Source organism: Spirosoma arcticum, assembly GCF_054779955.1.
In genome coordinates this window covers 16,701-32,205 of the sequence record NZ_BAAGXG010000028.1, presented here as the reverse complement: position 1 = coordinate 32,205, position 15,505 = coordinate 16,701, and the positions used below count along the sequence as shown (strand labels likewise).

The following is a 15,505-nucleotide window of genomic DNA, read 5'->3' as shown; positions in this document are numbered from 1 at the left end:
GTGAGGGCGTGTTAAACTTCCTTCGTTTCCAGCACCTGGCGGTTAACCAATTGCCGGATTTCTTTCTTGTCTTCCACGAGGAAACTCCGCAGGGCATTGTTCATGATGTCGGCGTGGTGGTCTTCGACCTCAAACGTGGCCCCGGCGATGTGGGGCGTGGCCAGTACGTCATCGCGGTGGATCAGTTTATAGTCTAACTCATCGGGCGGCTCATGGTCGAACACGTCCAGAATGGCTCCCCGAATCCGGTTGTTTTCAAGCGCGTCCAGCAAATCTTCCCGGTTCACGACCACCGCGCGGGCGGTATTGACGAAAATGGCGTCGGGTTTCATCAGCGAGATCAGGCTTTTGTCGATCAGGCCCTCGGTCTGTTTGTTGACCGGCAGGTGAATCGACACCACGTCGCTCGTCCGAAATACGGTTTCCAGATCGGTCTTCACGTAATCCAGGTTGCTGTCGGTGTAGAACGGATCGTAATATTGGATGGTAGCCGGGAAATGCCGTACCAGATTCGCGATGGTTTGCCCAACGGCCCCGAAGCCGACCATACCGATGGTTTTACCCGCAATTTCGTTGCCCTTAAATTGCAAATAAGCCGTGTGCGCCCCCGCTTCCCACTTTTCGGCTTCTAACCAGCGGATACCCGCCAGCGTGTACCGCATCATGGTGACTAAGTTGGCGATGAACATTTCGGCCACGGCCTGCGCGTTCCGGGCCGGGGTGTTGAACACCGGAATTCCGTTTTCAGTAGCGGTGGCCACGGCCACGTTGGAGGGCGTTCCCCGGCACACGCCGATGAACCGCAGGGCGGGATAGGCGTCGATGACCGCTGCCGTAACCTCGTCGTGTTCGGTAATGAGCGCATCGGCCTGGGTTTCCTCCAGCAAGTCGATCAGTTCAGATTCGGTGTAGCCATGCCCCTGCAATTTCCAGGGCCGGTAAATGACTTCGCCGAACAGACGTTCGAGTTCGTCCTGTCCTTTTTGGTGGTAGGGTGCGGTGATGACGATTTTCATGAGATTGACTGCTATTTTTAAGTCCGTTAATTACCACCTCAGGCGGCTGTGCTCCCGGTGGAAACGGGTTGTTTCGTAACCATTATCGTTTCGGTCGGTAGCGTGATAAAGCGGGTGAGCAGGGCACTGAGGAAGTACAGCCCGGCCAGAATCCAGACGACACCCTCGCTGCCGATGGTGCCGATAAAAAGCCCAACGATGGCGGGTCCAACGAAGACCGGTAGGCCGGCCCCCAGATTCAGAATGGCCATGGCCGCGCCTTTGTCTTCCTTAACCAGCGAAGGCACCAGGGCCGACAGCGGCACGTAGCCCGCCAGCAAGGCGCCCCAGAGAATCCCCGACAGCATCACCATAGCCTGGCTACCGGCAAACCAGACCGGCGAATAATAGAAAAGCAACGTCGACATGCCACAGCCAACGCCCCCGAACCACATAATGGTGTTGCGCCAGCCCAGCCGGTCGCCGATGAAGCCGAACAGGAGGTTGAAAATGATATTGGCGGTAAAAATAGTGCCCCAGATTTGCAGCCATTGCGTGGTGCTGAATCCGTGCGTGGCCATGTAAATCGGTAGAAATACCGGAAAAGCGAATTGCGCGGTGGTGTTGATGATGCGGACGATGCCCCCCAGCAATACTTTGGGCTCCTTTTTAATAATCGTAAACCCGTTCATCAATTCACTGGCTTTAGTGCCGGTCTGAGTCGATGAGGGCACGAATCGGTCGCGGTTCAGGATGAGGGCAAAGAATGCCCCCACCAGCACCCAGAAAATAGACGTCCAGAGCGTGTTGGAATAGCCCAGTTCGCCGATGGCCCAGCTTGCGTAATACGCGCCGAATACGTTGAGGCCGCCGGTGAAAACGAACCAGAACCAGCCCACCGCCCGGCCCAGTTGGTTCTGCGGGGTGCGGTAAGTGACCCAGACCAGAAACGAGTAGGCAAACAGCGGGTAGCCGAAACCGCGAATGGCGTAGGTGAGCAGCATGAGCGGAAAATCGAGCCGGGCCATGCCGTAGCCCACAAAGCCCACCGTGCCGATGATATACAGCAACAGCCCCGCAAGCATCACCTTCCGGGGGCCGTAGCCCTCGGCCAGCACGCCCGAAAACCAGGAAGAAATGGCGATGGTGATGCCATAGACGGTAAACAGCAGCGCGGATTGCTGAATAGTCATGCCGTGTTCGAGCAGGTACGGACTGAGCCAGCCCTGTTCCACCCCGTCGCCCATCATAAAAATGAGAATCCCCAGGTAGCCCCAGGCGAGGGATTTGGGCAATCCCGCTTTGGTAAACAGTGGGGTCGATTCCATCAGTGATACAGATACAGAGCTGCGCAAAACGGGTTGACGACTACGCCTTCGCAACTGGGTCGGGTATGGATCGCGAGCCTGAGCCGCGCAAGCGCACAGTTGAGCTTGACGTAGATTACGTTGGGCCAAAATAGCAGAACGAAACCTTACGAAACAAATTTAAAGTAAATTATATTTATTGAAAGCAGAAAAGATAGGATTTAAAACAGACCTATCCGATGAGCACCTGAATGCCCCGGTCTTCCAGTGCTCTGACGGTTTCCGACGAGACCCCTCCATTGGTGATAATGTACTGTACCTGATCCAGATCGCACACCTTGCCGATGCCCCGCTTGCCGAATTTGGTGTGGTCGGCCAGTACGACCAGCGTCTGAGCCGCGTCGATCATTTTCTGATTCAGGTTGGTTTCGGTGAGGTTACTGATGGATAGCCCAAACTCAAAATCAATCCCGTCGACGCCAATAAACAAGGCCCCGCACGATATACTGGCCAATATCTGCTCGGCGTAGGCACCCGCTACCGACGACGAATTGGCCCGGATCAGTCCGCCCAACTGAAGCACTTCCACATTTTTCCGGCTGCTGAGTTCGAGGGCTACTTTCAGGGCGGGCGTAATGACGGTCAGCGGTTTGGCCGGTTGCAGGTTGCGGGCCAGCGCAAAAACGGTTGTCCCCGATCCGATGATGATCGAGTCGTTTTGTTCTACGAGCGGCAGGGCGGCCAGCGCAATCTTCTGCTTTTCGTCGGCGTTAATCAGTTCCTTCTCGTCGATGGGCTTTTCAAAGGCATACGGATTCGTGATCGACCCGCCACCCCTCGTCCGAAACAGCAGGCTTTTATCCTCGAGCAGTTTCATATCCTTTCGGATGGTAACCTCCGATACGTCCATCAGGTCACTCAGTTCTTGAATGGCGACGCTGCCCTTCTCCTTCACCCGCTGAAGAATAAACTGGTGTCTTTCTGTGATTGTCTTTACGGCCATGATACTCGTTTGAAGCAATACTACTGAGAATTTACGCTATTGGCTACACATACTGTTGCAGTGGCTTGCATTTCCTTTCAAAAGTAATGCAGATTCATTCCGTTTTCAACCAGATAGTACCGGTGCTCCCACTCAGGCGGTCCCCCAACTGATAGCATCCCCCGAATGCACCCGCACGAGTATCCCGTTCAGACGCTTTATCCCAATCCGTTACGCTCTATAACCAGTTGAAATAGCTTATTTTTATATTTCGTTAAATTTTATTAAGTTTTATTTTGTTTCATAATATTTCTCTCTATTACTTTGTCTCAACTTAATCTGGCTTCCGTTCAATTACTGCGAGCAAGCCGGATTAGCGCGGTTGCCCGTTAATTTTCTGATCAAAGCCAGTTGACAAACCGGCTCCGTTGCGTTTACACCCCTTTCTTTTTTTTCAAATCCCCGACGTATGATTCATTAACCTCTAACCTTTTTACCCTTATGAGTTACTATTTATTCAACCGGTACGGTTCCCGGCACAAGCCGCTACGTGCTGCCCGCGCACTCCTGCTGAGTGCGTTCCTTCTCCTGTCAATGACCGGATACGCACAATCGAATACGGCCCTGTCGGGGAAGGTGATCGATGCCAAAAACCAACCGGTACCGGGGGTGTCAGTCGTGGTACAAAACACAACGCTGGGCACGGTCACGCTGGCCGATGGTACGTTTCAGTTGCAGGTGCCCGCTACGGCTACCAATCTGGTCTTCTCCAACGTCGGTTTCGTTTCACAGGTGGTGCCCGTAGCCGGTAAAACGACCATCGATATTACCCTGCTGGAAGACAGCAAGGCGTTGCAGGAAGTGGTTGTGGTGGGCTACGGTACCCAGCGGAAGCAGGATTTGACGGGTGCGGTGGCCATTGCGGACATCAAGGCCCTGAAATCGCAACCGGCCGCGAGTGCCACGGAGGCCTTGCAGGGCAAAGTGGCCGGAGTGAACATCGTCAACGACGGGTCGCCCGGTTCGACGCCCCAAATAAGGATACGCGGCTACAGCACCATCAACAACAACGAGCCGCTCTACATCATCGACGGGGTGCCGTATCAGGGGAAACTGTCCTGGTTCAACCAGAACGACATCCAGACCCTACAGGTGCTGAAAGACGCGTCGTCGGCATCTATATACGGCTCGCGGGCCAACAACGGCGTGGTCATCATCACCACGAAACGCGGCAAGGAAGGCCCGGCTCAGATCACTTTCGACAGTTATTACGGGGTTTCCACGCCGATAACGTCCCGGTTTCCTACGTTTTTAACGCCCCAGCAGTATGCCGATTACCTGTTCCAGGGCTACACCAACGCGGGGCTGAATCCGGGCGATTACCTCGGTGACCAGTACGGCAAGGGTGCTACGGCTGTGTTGCCGGAATACCTGCGGGCGGGCAGCGCTACGGGGCAGAACGTGACGCCCGCCGATGCCGACCCGGCTAAATACAGCAACGACCCGGCCAATTACTACCAGATCACCAGAGCCAGCAAAACGGGCACGGACTGGATGCGGGCCATCACGCGGTCGGCACCGGTACAGAGCTATCAGTTGGGCGCGTCGGGCGGCAGCAAAAACACGACCTACGCGTTTTCGCTGGGCTACCAGGATCAGCAGGGGATTCTGAAATACACCGATTTTAAACGGTACTCTCTGCGGGCCAATGTGCAGACCGGGGCCTTCGACAACCACTTCCGCTTTGGTGAAAATATGCTGTTCAGCCGCACCGAGGGGGCTGGCTTCTCAACCAACAACAACACGCCCGGCGATTACCTGATTGAGGATAACCCGGTGAACTCGGTCTATAAACAGCAGACCATCATTCCGCTGTACGACATCGCCGGGAATTTTGCCGGGAGTCAGGGCACGGGTCTCGGCGACGGTAAACAGCCGCTGGCGCAGTTGTTCCGGGCTAAAGATGATTTCACGAATGAGAACCGCTTTTTCGGTAACATATTCGCCGAGGCCGACCTTCTCAAGGGGTTGGTGGCCCGCACGAGTTTTGGCGTCAACTTGAATAATTTCAACAGTCAGGCCCTGCGGTATCCCAATCTGGAAACCTCACCGGCGTCGTCCGTCAATGGGTACGTGGCCACCCAGGGCTACGGCACGCAGTGGACGTGGACCAACACGTTGAGCTACAAGCGTAGCTTTAGTCAGGATCAGAACCTGAGTCTGCTGGTCGGTTCGGAAGCCATCAGCACAGACTTCCGGAACCTGTCCGGCTCCCGAAACGGCTATTTTCTGCTCGGTAGCCAGGATTATTATTACCTCAATTCGGGATCGACCAACATCAGCAATGCCGAAGTTGGCGGAATCAGCACCCTCTCGTCGCTGTTCGGTCGCGTCGATTATTCGTACAAAGACAAGTATCTGGCCGGGGCCACGCTGCGACGCGATGGCTCGTCGAACTTCGGGGCCGCGAACCGGTACGGCTATTTTCCGGCAGCCAGCGTGGCCTGGCGATTATCCAGCGAGCCGTTTTTAGCGTCGGTGAAGTGGTTGCAGGACCTGAAAGTGCGGTACGGCTACGGTCAGACGGGAAATCAGAACATCCCGGCCAACAACGCCATCGACGTGTATCAGTTGCTGAATACGATCAGCTATTACCCGCTCAGTGGGTCCAATACGCTGGTACCGGGCGCGGCTCAGGTGCAGATCGGCAACCCGCTGCTGAAGTGGGAAACGCTGAAATCGTCTAACCTCGGCGTCGATTTCAGCGTACTGAACGGGTCAATCGACGGCTCGGTGGACGTGTACAGCCGCACCACCGACGGGGTTTTGTTTCCGATTACGCTGCCCGCGCAAACCGGCGGTTTGGTCAACAGCCCGTACGTCAACGCCGGCAATATGCGCAACCGGGGCATCGAGCTGGTGCTGAACTACCACTACACGGCCAAACGCGACCGGGCCGTGACGGTTGATGTCGGGCTGAATCTGGCGGCCAACCAGAATGAGATTCTCCAGTTGGCCCCCGGTATTCAGAATGCGCCCTACGGCAACTTCCGAAGCCTGACGACGACCATTTTCCAGGTTGGCAAGCCCTACGGCGAGTTCTACGGCTATAAAGTGGCGGGTATTTTCCAGAATGCCGACGAGGTAGCGGGCAGTACGCAGCCCGGTGCCCGGATTGGCGGGATCAAGTTCGCCGATGCCAACGGGGACGGTACCTTCTCGGCCGACGACCGGACGACGCTGGGGAGTCCGCTGCCGAAATTCACCTACGGTACCAACCTGAATATCGGCTACAAAAATTTCGATCTGGCCGCGTTTTTCTACGGTAGTCAGGGCAACAAGATTTACAATATTCAGAAGTATTACACTGACTTTCAGGCATTTCCGTCGGCGGCCAGCACCCGGCTATTAGACGCCTGGAGCCCGACCAACACGGGTTCGCTGATTCCGTCGCCGTCGGCCCGGTCGAGTGCGCTGGAGTATCAGTCGTCGTCGTATTACGTCGAAAACGGGTCGTACCTCCGGCTTCGGAACCTGCAACTCGGCTACGCGATCAAGCCCGCTTTTCTGGCCGATAAACTGGGTATCTCGCGGTTGCGCGTCTACGGCTCGGTCACCAACCTGTTCACGATCACGAAGTATTCTGGCCTCGATCCCGAAGTTACCCAGGTCAACCAGGGATTCAGCTTACCCGGTCTCGATTTTGGGGTGTATCCCTCGCCCCGCCAGTTTATCGTCGGTCTTAACGCCAGTTTCTAAACCCCTAACCGCCATGAAAAAAATTATTAGTTTCATCGCCCTCGTTGCCGGTGGTCTGCTGGCCGAATCCTGCTCCGACCGCTTTCTGGAAGTCAATCCGCAGGCGCAGCTAACGCCCGTTCAATTGCAAACATCGGCGGGCGTCGAGGCCGCTCTGGTCGGAGCCTACGCCATGCTGAACGGTAATTTGTACGGGCAGGCCAGTTACCAGTTCAACACTTTTTCGGGAGCCGCCAGCCTATGGGTGTGGGGCGACGTAGCGGCCGACAATGCCCACAAAGGCAGTGATCCCGGCGATCAGCCCGACATTGGAGCCATCGAAACCCACAACCCCATCAGCGCTAACATCGACCTCGCGCTGATCTGGGAGAAGCGGTTCGAGGGGGTGGTCCGGTGCAACAACACGCTGAAACTGCTGGCTGCGGCAACGGGGCTGAAGAGCACACCGAGGGCCAAAACCATCGAAGCCGAAGCCCGGTTTCTGCGGGCGCATTACTACTTCGATATGTGGCGAATTTTCAAGTTCGTGCCCTACATCACGGACCTGACCCCCGACCCGTCGGCCGTTGCCAACGATAAAGACATCATCAGCGACATTGAGGCCGACATGCTGTTTGCCCGGCAGAATCTAACCGCTGCCAAACAGAACAATGAGGTGGGCCGGGCCGATCTGAATGCCGCCAAAGCGTATCTCGGCAAGATCTATATGTACCAGAGAAAGTACGCCCTGGCCCTACCGTTGCTCAATGAGGTGATCGCGGCCAAAGCGGACCTGATTACGATGGACTTCCGCGACAACTTCGACGTAACCAAAAAGAACGGTCCCGAAATGGTATTCGACGTGCAATCGTCGGTGCAGGACGGCACCAACGGCGAGCGCGGCAACGTGGGCGACATTCTCAACAATCCCTACGGCGGTTCGCTGCCCGTGACGTGCTGCGGCTTTTTTCAACCATCATTCGATCTGGCCAACGCCTACCGCGTCGACGCCAACGGCCTGCCCGACATGGCCAATATCCACACGAGCTACTTCCCATCGAGTTTCGACCCGAATTTCCAGGTGCCCGTCACCCTTGCTGTTGATACCCGGCTGGATTATACCGTGGGTCGGCAGGGCGTCCCCTACCGCGACTGGGGCCTGATGGCGGGCAATAGCTGGATCAGAAATCCGGGGGCGGGTGGTCCGTTTGTGCCGTACCGCAACGTGACTGATGCCGCCCAGATTGCTGCCCATACGCAGCCTGGCATTTCGTACCTGAGTGACCTGAACATTCACATTATCCGGCTGGCCGACGTGTACCTGATGGCGGCTGAGTGCGCAGCTAACACCAATAACCTCACTACGGCCCTGACGCTGGTCAATAAAGTACGGGCGCGGGCCGCGAGACTGCCCAAAAAGCAGATTGAGGTGGGGGGTGCCATGATCGATGCCGCCATGTACAACGTTGGTCAGTACACGTCGTTCACTGATCTGGCGATGGCGAACCGAGCCATTCAGTGGGAACGTCGGCTGGAGTTTGCGATGGAAGGCGGACATCGGTTTTTCGACCTGCGTCGGTGGGGTATCCTCAAGCAAACGCTGGATGCCTATGCCGCCTACGAGTCCAAAAAGCTGAGCTACGTCCGCACCATCAGCAAAGAGGACTACTACTATCCCATCCCTCAGTCGCAGATCGACCGGTCGCAGGGCGTATTGAAACAAATGAATTAGTTAGTTGACAAGTGTTGACGAGTGCCTGTACCGGAAACAGTTTTCGGTACAGGCATTCATTTGTGCTGTAAAAACTGCTTAGCAACAGACTTAGAAATTAGTGGGATAACTACCGTTTAGTGGCGAAACTCAGTGATCTGACTCCGGATTTTCTTAAAAAACCAAGTGATTAGATCAGCACGCTATACTGACCAGATCATAGTGACGGCTCCTAAACGCATGAATTCACCCTGCGCATGTTCATGCACAGGGTGAATTCATGCTGTGCTATGGTGTTCTCCTGTTTTTAACCGCACCTAACTCATTTCGAGTTGATAATTCTTTCGATGGATTAGCTGCACCAGCGGACCGGCTAAATGAGATCGGAAGGAAAATAGAAATGAAAACAAATGAACGTCTGATTCCAAATCTTTGAGCGGTTTACTCTTTAGGGGCAGGTCGAGACCGAGGGTCTCCTTGACCGTGCTACGGTGGCACCGTTTTAAGTTACGGGCTGCCGCACCTTATTCCGGTGCATAGCACCCCATTCGCTCAGCGATTGTACCACGCCTTCCAAGGTATTGCTGTAGTCCGTCAGCACATACTCAACCAGTACAGGCGTAACATCGGCATGGACAGTGCGTTTGACGAAGCCATTCAGTTCGAGCTCTCTCAATTCGTTCGACAACACGCGGGCCGAGATGCCGGTAACGGCTCGCTGCAATTCGTTGAACCGCTTGTTGCCGTGCGCTATAGCGATAATGACCCGCAACGTCCATTTGCCACCCACTGCGTACAGAGCGTCGCCGATGGTAGTCAGCAGGGCCGCACATCGCTGACCCATCGGCTTTTCCAGCTCATCAACACCACATAGATTTATCATTGTCGTTCGCTAATGAAAAGGTTACCACTAACCTTTAGTATACTACTATCCTGTGAATAGCAAATATACATAGATTTGTTGCGATCAATTACTGAATCTCTAAGAAAATACAGCATGATTAACAAACGGATTGTAATTGACAAGCCAGGAGGCATCGCAACCCTCCGGTTAATCGAAGAGCCACTCCCAATACCCGAAGATAATCAGGTACGTGTTCGGGTACTGGCCAGCGGGGTGGCATTTGGTGATGTTGCGTTGCGAAAGGGCGGTAATCCGGGAACGTCATTTCCCATCACTCCCGGCTATGATCTGGTGGGTGAAGTAGATTCAGTAGGTACCACTGCCATCCGATTTAAAATTGGGGATCGGGTAGCGGCTATTCCCGTGACTGGTGGCTACACGACTTATTGCTGTCTGCCAGAAACCGAGCTGGTGCCAGTACCGGCTCACCTATCGCCCCCGGCGGTAGTGAGTGTCATTCTGAACTACACCACGGCTTACCGATTATTGACCCAAGCCACCAGGCTCAAAGCGGGCAACAGCGTTTTGATCCACGGGGCGGCTGGTGGGGTGGGCACCGCCGTTTTACAGCTGGGGCGTGTTTTGGGTATCACTGTGTATGGAACGGTCTCGACGGCTAAAACGCCTGTTGTTAAAGCCGAAGGGGGTATCCCGATTGACTATACCAGGAACGACTTTGTTGAGGAAATCCGGCGATTAACGGATGGCAAGGGCGTGGATGCAGTACTGGACCCCATCGGCGGGACCCATTTGTCGCGTTCCTACAAGGCGCTCAATCCCCAAGGAACCCTCGTTTTGTTCGGGGTTTCTTCAAGCCTGGATGGTCGTGGCAATCCAACCTTGGGAATCCTTAAAACGATGATTAGGTGGGTCTTTTTAAAACTACGACTCAACACAAAACAGGTAGTTACCTCTTTTATTACGCCGACCAAAAAGGGAGCGGGTATTTACGAGACGATGGCGACCATGATTAAGTGGCTGGACGAGGGTAAGATCAAGCCCATTGTCGCTGCAACGTTTCCCCTCAGTCAGGCCGCTCAGGCCCAGGCCATGCTTGAAAACGACAAACCGACCGGCAAAGTCGTCCTAACGCCCTAATTCGACCGTCAACCCCATTGGAATAACTACCTGCTCCGGGTATGACCTTATCAATCACAAATCCATAAACAATTGAAACCATGAAACACGTACTATTCCTGTTGTCCTTGGGCCTACTCGCGGTTACTCCTTTGCAGGCTCAACAATCTGACCAAATCCTGGGAATCTGGGAGATGGACGACAAAGACAACAAGTTAGAAATAACCAAAACCGGTAACAGCTATACCGGGGTATTACTCTGGGGTAAACAAATCACCGAGGCAGATGGCAAAACGTTTAAAAAAGACGTAAAAAACCCTGACGCTGGCTTACGTCAGCGGTCATTAGAGAAGACAGTCTTTATCAGTGGTTTAACGTTTAGCGATGGTCAGTGGGAGAATGGCAAGCTTTACGATGCAACCAGCGGTAAAACCTACAAATGCAACGTAAAAATGGAGAAGGGACAGCTTCTTCTTCGGGGCTATCTGGGTGTACCGATGCTGGGCAAGACGGTTACCTACAATAAGCTCAAATGACGATCAGGAGGCTAATTCGGACGCCAGTCAAATTAGGTGAAACTCTACTCCCGATGACATATTTCATTGCTTCACTAACGGCGGTAGAACCGTCCTTACCTCCTCTGGTGACCCAGTTTTGACTGGAGGAGGTCATTTCATGACATGGCCACTAAACTGGATTACTTTAAAGTAGTGTTTTCATCGGTACAATGGTGCTCAACGGTATTCAGACAAGAAATAGGTCGAAACCCTCCCAGCAAGCATCTGGTGAATGTTGCATAGCGTTTCCCTCCCGTAACGTACACGTTTATTTACGTACACGCTCGCTCCCCTCCTATCCCCATCCCCATCAGCTGATTTCGTTCATCTAAAGGTTAGTTTATAACTTTTTTATTCTTATAACATGTTATTAATGAGTAGTTTGCAGTAGAGGTAGTCATCAAAAAAATCGTCCAAAAAACCCTCCCAATGATTTCAGTGTAAGACACCGCTGGCCGGAATTCGAGAAAAGTGTCCGGGAAAAAGACTAAGGGCGCTGCCCCATTGCTGGCTCAAGCCGCCGCCCGCCGGTGCACGAGGCTGGACGCGGTGTAGCCAAACTGCTGCTTGAACGAGGTCGAGAAGTGAGACAGGTTTTCAAAGCCTACTTCCAGACACACTACAGCCGGGGCCTGAAGCTGCTGGGCAATCAGAAAATGGGCCTGGGTGAGGCGCTTCTCGTGCAGCCATCGTTGCGGGGCCAGCCCATAGGCCCGCTGAAAGTCACGTTTGAACGTGGCCAGGCTGCGGCCCGTGAGCCGGGCAAACTGCGCCAGCGGCACATTGTAGGAAAAATTCTGCTCCATAAAGCCGACCAAGTCAATTTTGTGCGGCTCGTTGAAATCGAACAGGAAGTTCTTCAGCCCGGCCTCGAGGCGGAGCAGCAGCGCCACGGCCTCATGCGTTTTCAGCGCAGCCAGCGCGGGGGTAAGCTGCGACGGCTGGTCGAAGTACGGCAGCAGCGAATCGAAATAAGCCTTCAAAAAAGGGTCGGGGGGCATCTGCCATGTACCAGGGCCCCGGTACGGGCCATCGGCAGCCAGGTGGTGCCCCACGCTGTAGCCGCGCAGCAGTTCCTGGGTCAGGATGATGTTAATGGCTTTGAACGGCCCCCCGCCGGCCGGGGGCACTTTGTGGGACTTCACTAGCTGATGGCGGCGCACCAACCCAATGGTGCCCGGTAGGTACACGTGCGGGCCCTCCGGTGTCTGGAAGTGGCTTTCGCCGGCAATCAGGTACACCAGCACATGTTCGGGCACGAACTGCTCGTAGTTGCGCTGCCGGGTATCGAGGCAGGAATACAAAATAGTGGGCGATAGCGATACGGGCGACATGGCGGCGATAAGTGCGGGCGGAAAGTTAGCGAAACTGGCTCATAGTGAGCCGGTCTATCATTTTGTCGGACAGAACCTGGCGCAAAAACAGCAGGGGCTTAGCCAAGTAGCCGCCTGCGTAGCGGGTGCGGGGGCTTTTGGCCTCGATAGCCCGTTGCACGAGGGCGGCAATCAGCGCGGGGCCGGGCAGCTTGGACTCCGTGGCTTTCACCATGTCGCCGAACTTACGGGCCATGGCCTGGTAGGCTGAGTGGCCGGACGTTTTCAGCAGGCTGTCGAAGGCAATGCCGGCCCATTCGGATTGGATGCCGCCGGGCTCAATCACGACCACGTCGATGCCAAAGGGCTTCACCTCGTTGCGCAGCGAATCGCTCAGCCCTTCTAAGGCAAACTTGCTGGCGTGGTACCAAGCCCCAAAGGGGTTGGCCAGCTTGCCGCCCACCGAAGAGATGTTGACAATCTTACCCCAATGCTGGGCTCGCATGGCCGGCAACACCAGTTGCGTGAGGCGCGCCGCGCCAAATAGGTTTACCTCCAGCTGATATTTGGCATCGGCCAGGGGCACATCTTCTACGGCCCCGTAGGAACCAAAGCCGGCGCTGTTGACGAGCACATCAATTTTGCCCTCGGCGGCCAAGATTTGCTCCACGCCGTGCACCATCGACTCCTCGTCCGTGACGTCCATCGCCAGCACGTGGATGCCGACCTGTTGCAGGTTCTGCATGCTGGCGAGGCGGCGCGCGGCCCCGTAGACGGTATAGCCCTGCTGGGCTAGGTGCAACGCCGTGGCCTTGCCAATGCCGGCCGAAGCGCCGGTAACTAACACTGTCCTTTTCATAACCTGAAGAGGTTTGTGCAGCGCCTGCGGTTGGGGCCAATGGGATTGACCGGGGTGCGCGACTTGCTGCGGTGAAAACTAAGACAAAGGTCGGGCAAGCAGTAAGGGGTAGGTTTGGTCAGGGGCTCAACTTTGCTTTGGTCAGTAGCTCAAGTAGGCGGGGCGGTGGCGAGCGTAGAGCAACGCGGAATGATGCCTCAAAGTCCTTGTTGCTAAGCGGAAGTGGCTGCCAACATCCGCCCGAAGCTTTCCCGCAAAAAGGCCGGTAGCAGCGGCTGGGTAACCTGGCAGTTAGCCGGTCTGGCTGCTTCTTGGCTAGGGCATGCGGTGACTATGGTGGCTGATGAAAAAAGGGTTTAAATTACTGGTCAATATAAAGCTGGATAACTAACAAACGGTCAACATTTCAGGACGGGTCAAGCCGTTTTCGGTCCATAAATGGGCAGCTAATGCTATTTAATGAACTGGTTATTTTGCTATCAATGAATAGGTTGCGTTAAGAGCAGCTACCGCTGAAATCGTTCAGAAAAACCTCCCTTTGATTTGTCAGGACAAGACAAGGTGTTTGATTAGGGGCGGGTTTAGGCAGGGAAGTAGCTACTGCACCCCTACCTAAACCCGCCCCTAACCAGACACCTGCTTCAGACAACCGCCAATGCCTCTAACGTTGAGAGGGCATTTGACTTTTCACCATCACTTCTTCACTTACCTTCTCAACAGCTAACCTCGGCCTCTAACCGGGAAAATAAAACAATTAAGTTGGGTCAGTAGGTGATAAAGGGTCTTCATCCTCTGGGGTAGTTGGGGGTGAATCCGCGGCGAATGGATCTAATTTATCCCGTGCCTCGTATAACTCGTTCAGACGGGCCTTCGCCTGCTTGAGCGCAGTCGTCAAGACGTCCTTCTCCTGCTGCTGCTCTTCCAGGTCGTCATGTAACGCCTCTTCTTGAGCGGACGTTGTTCGGTCATCATCAACCTCCTTCCCCCTCTGGGCCACCAACCAACCGCTCAGCACTACACCCCCTAAGGAAACCAGCCAAAACGTCGTATCTGCCGTCCTGTTACGACGGCGGTAAGCTTTAAACCAAATGGATACCAGGATCAACGCCAGGAAAACACCAATCGCCCAGCCCCGCTGATAGTTCTCACCCGGCCTGGTTAGCGCTCGGGTTGCGTCCTTGTTTTCTTCGAGTGCTTGCTCGATCCGCGTACAGCGCGCTTGTTGCGCTTGGCAGAGTAGATCCGCCGCCTGCCAGTGGCTATTGCTCACTTTAGCCAAGGGAATCACCCGCTCTTTTTCTTTCGCCAATTGGGTGTTTTGCTGCTCGACTTGTTTGGCCAAATCCTTCGTCTTTTGTTTTTGTTTGAAGCGGTCGGAAGCTGAGCGACAGTTATTCGAACAGAACTTGCGGGTTGGTTTGGCGCTGATAAACACGGTGCTGCAAATCGGGCAGGTGCGCTCGTGGGGTTGCTTGTCATTCATGATTTATCGGGTTTTTGGATCTCAACTTATTAAATTAACACCCGTTCGGCTACAAATATGAGTGGTTTCATTGGGTATAAACTCGTGGTGAATACCGAAGAAGGGGTTTATGGTAATTTCTTCTATTTTATGGTAAGAAATGGTAAAAATTGAAATCCTGGCGGTCAGCTGATTCACCCACGCCCTCACGTTCTCCAGCTACTGGCGAGCAGCCCCTCATCTTAGCACGGGTTTCACCTGCCCCTCTCATCCGACCCGGTAAGACACTGCGTGTTGACCTGGGGCGGGGAGTCAAACCCGCTTGTCGCTACGCGGGTGCTGGCCCACTTCTGACTCGTTCGCTTGCCTGGACCCTCCCTCCCATGGGCTTCTATATCGTCTTTCCTGCATACCGGGGCCAGGAAAGAAGGATAATCAGGCAGGTGCTTTGGGCCGGTTTGGTAGTTGAGGCCTTCCCTGAGCAACGGCCGTAACCGTCATCTTGTCCATCAGGTGGCAGGAGGGATTCAGGACGAGGTACGTTACCAGGCGCTGGACGGCTACCGTTAGGCAACCAACGAAGCGAACGCACCAACACAT

At 54.7% G+C, this 15,505-nt stretch carries 11 protein-coding genes; 4 read left to right on the top strand and 7 right to left on the bottom strand.

Features of this window, described 5'->3' with window-relative positions; genetic code table 11:
• Window positions 1–11 precede the first annotated feature (11 nt).
• The 3 genes from ACYVHB_RS31040 to ACYVHB_RS31030 all read right to left on the bottom strand — a co-directional run bounded on the left by ACYVHB_RS31040 (window position 12) and on the right by ACYVHB_RS31030 (window position 3,305).
• Window positions 12–1,016: a 2-hydroxyacid dehydrogenase gene (locus tag ACYVHB_RS31040; protein WP_461055927.1), complete on the bottom strand. Its 1,005-nt coding sequence runs from the start codon at window positions 1,014–1,016 to the stop codon at window positions 12–14.
• A 38-nt stretch (window positions 1,017–1,054) separates the two neighbouring features.
• Window positions 1,055–2,323, bottom strand: coding sequence for an MFS transporter (locus ACYVHB_RS31035; protein WP_461055926.1), 1,269 nt, complete (start codon window positions 2,321–2,323; stop codon window positions 1,055–1,057).
• Between the two features lie 211 nt (window positions 2,324–2,534).
• Window positions 2,535–3,305, bottom strand: a complete 771-nt coding sequence (locus ACYVHB_RS31030) for a DeoR/GlpR family DNA-binding transcription regulator (protein WP_461055925.1) — start codon at window positions 3,303–3,305, stop codon at window positions 2,535–2,537.
• Between the two features lie 480 nt (window positions 3,306–3,785).
• Between ACYVHB_RS31030 and ACYVHB_RS31025 the strand changes: the two genes are divergently transcribed.
• Complete coding sequence (locus ACYVHB_RS31025) at window positions 3,786–7,043, top strand: SusC/RagA family TonB-linked outer membrane protein (RefSeq protein WP_461055924.1); 3,258 nt, start codon at window positions 3,786–3,788, stop codon at window positions 7,041–7,043.
• A gap of 13 nt (window positions 7,044–7,056) precedes the next feature.
• Window positions 7,057–8,754: a RagB/SusD family nutrient uptake outer membrane protein gene (locus ACYVHB_RS31020; RefSeq protein WP_461055923.1), complete on the top strand. Its 1,698-nt coding sequence runs from the start codon at window positions 7,057–7,059 to the stop codon at window positions 8,752–8,754.
• Window positions 8,755–9,235: 481 nt separating this feature from the next.
• Here the strand turns inward: ACYVHB_RS31020 and ACYVHB_RS31015 are convergent, their stop codons facing one another.
• Complete coding sequence (locus tag ACYVHB_RS31015) at window positions 9,236–9,616, bottom strand: winged helix-turn-helix transcriptional regulator (protein WP_461055922.1); 381 nt, start codon at window positions 9,614–9,616, stop codon at window positions 9,236–9,238.
• Window positions 9,617–9,730: 114 nt separating this feature from the next.
• On the opposite strand from ACYVHB_RS31015, the gene ACYVHB_RS31010 reads away from it, so the two are divergent.
• Together ACYVHB_RS31010 and ACYVHB_RS31005 are read left to right on the top strand one after the other, a co-directional pair.
• The gene (locus tag ACYVHB_RS31010; protein WP_461055921.1) at window positions 9,731–10,735 is read left to right on the top strand and encodes a medium chain dehydrogenase/reductase family protein; all 1,005 of its coding nucleotides are present in this window, start codon (window positions 9,731–9,733) and stop codon (window positions 10,733–10,735) included.
• 80 nt (window positions 10,736–10,815) lie between these two features.
• Window positions 10,816–11,250, top strand: coding sequence for a DUF2147 domain-containing protein (locus tag ACYVHB_RS31005; protein WP_461055920.1), 435 nt, complete (start codon window positions 10,816–10,818; stop codon window positions 11,248–11,250).
• Between the two features lie 533 nt (window positions 11,251–11,783).
• Here ACYVHB_RS31005 and ACYVHB_RS31000 read toward each other — a convergent pair.
• The 3 genes from ACYVHB_RS31000 to ACYVHB_RS30990 form a co-directional block, all read right to left on the bottom strand.
• Window positions 11,784–12,605: a helix-turn-helix transcriptional regulator gene (locus ACYVHB_RS31000; RefSeq protein ID WP_461055919.1), complete on the bottom strand. Its 822-nt coding sequence runs from the start codon at window positions 12,603–12,605 to the stop codon at window positions 11,784–11,786.
• Between the two features lie 25 nt (window positions 12,606–12,630).
• Window positions 12,631–13,443 carry an oxidoreductase gene (locus ACYVHB_RS30995; RefSeq protein WP_461055918.1) on the bottom strand — a complete coding sequence of 271 codons (813 nt, stop codon included), beginning with the start codon at window positions 13,441–13,443 and terminating at the stop codon, window positions 12,631–12,633.
• A 754-nt stretch (window positions 13,444–14,197) separates the two neighbouring features.
• Complete coding sequence (locus ACYVHB_RS30990) at window positions 14,198–14,926, bottom strand: hypothetical protein (RefSeq protein ID WP_461055917.1); 729 nt, start codon at window positions 14,924–14,926, stop codon at window positions 14,198–14,200.
• Window positions 14,927–15,505: the final 579 nt, after the last annotated feature.

What these genes read in the sequence shown, in the direction of transcription:
- ACYVHB_RS31040 (WP_461055927.1), bottom strand. Translation starts at nt 1,016, where the DNA reads ATGAAAATCGTCATCACCGCACCCTACCACCAAAAAGGACAGGACGAA.
- ACYVHB_RS31035 (WP_461055926.1), bottom strand. Translation starts at nt 2,323, where the DNA reads ATGGAATCGACCCCACTGTTTACCAAAGCGGGATTGCCCAAATCCCTC.
- ACYVHB_RS31030 (WP_461055925.1), bottom strand. Translation starts at nt 3,305, where the DNA reads ATGGCCGTAAAGACAATCACAGAAAGACACCAGTTTATTCTTCAGCGG.
- ACYVHB_RS31025 (WP_461055924.1), top strand. Translation starts at nt 3,786, where the DNA reads ATGAGTTACTATTTATTCAACCGGTACGGTTCCCGGCACAAGCCGCTA.
- ACYVHB_RS31020 (WP_461055923.1), top strand. Translation starts at nt 7,057, where the DNA reads ATGAAAAAAATTATTAGTTTCATCGCCCTCGTTGCCGGTGGTCTGCTG.
- ACYVHB_RS31015 (WP_461055922.1), bottom strand. Translation starts at nt 9,616, where the DNA reads ATGATAAATCTATGTGGTGTTGATGAGCTGGAAAAGCCGATGGGTCAG.
- ACYVHB_RS31010 (WP_461055921.1), top strand. Translation starts at nt 9,731, where the DNA reads ATGATTAACAAACGGATTGTAATTGACAAGCCAGGAGGCATCGCAACC.
- ACYVHB_RS31005 (WP_461055920.1), top strand. Translation starts at nt 10,816, where the DNA reads ATGAAACACGTACTATTCCTGTTGTCCTTGGGCCTACTCGCGGTTACT.
- ACYVHB_RS31000 (WP_461055919.1), bottom strand. Translation starts at nt 12,605, where the DNA reads ATGTCGCCCGTATCGCTATCGCCCACTATTTTGTATTCCTGCCTCGAT.
- ACYVHB_RS30995 (WP_461055918.1), bottom strand. Translation starts at nt 13,443, where the DNA reads ATGAAAAGGACAGTGTTAGTTACCGGCGCTTCGGCCGGCATTGGCAAG.
- ACYVHB_RS30990 (WP_461055917.1), bottom strand. Translation starts at nt 14,926, where the DNA reads ATGAATGACAAGCAACCCCACGAGCGCACCTGCCCGATTTGCAGCACC.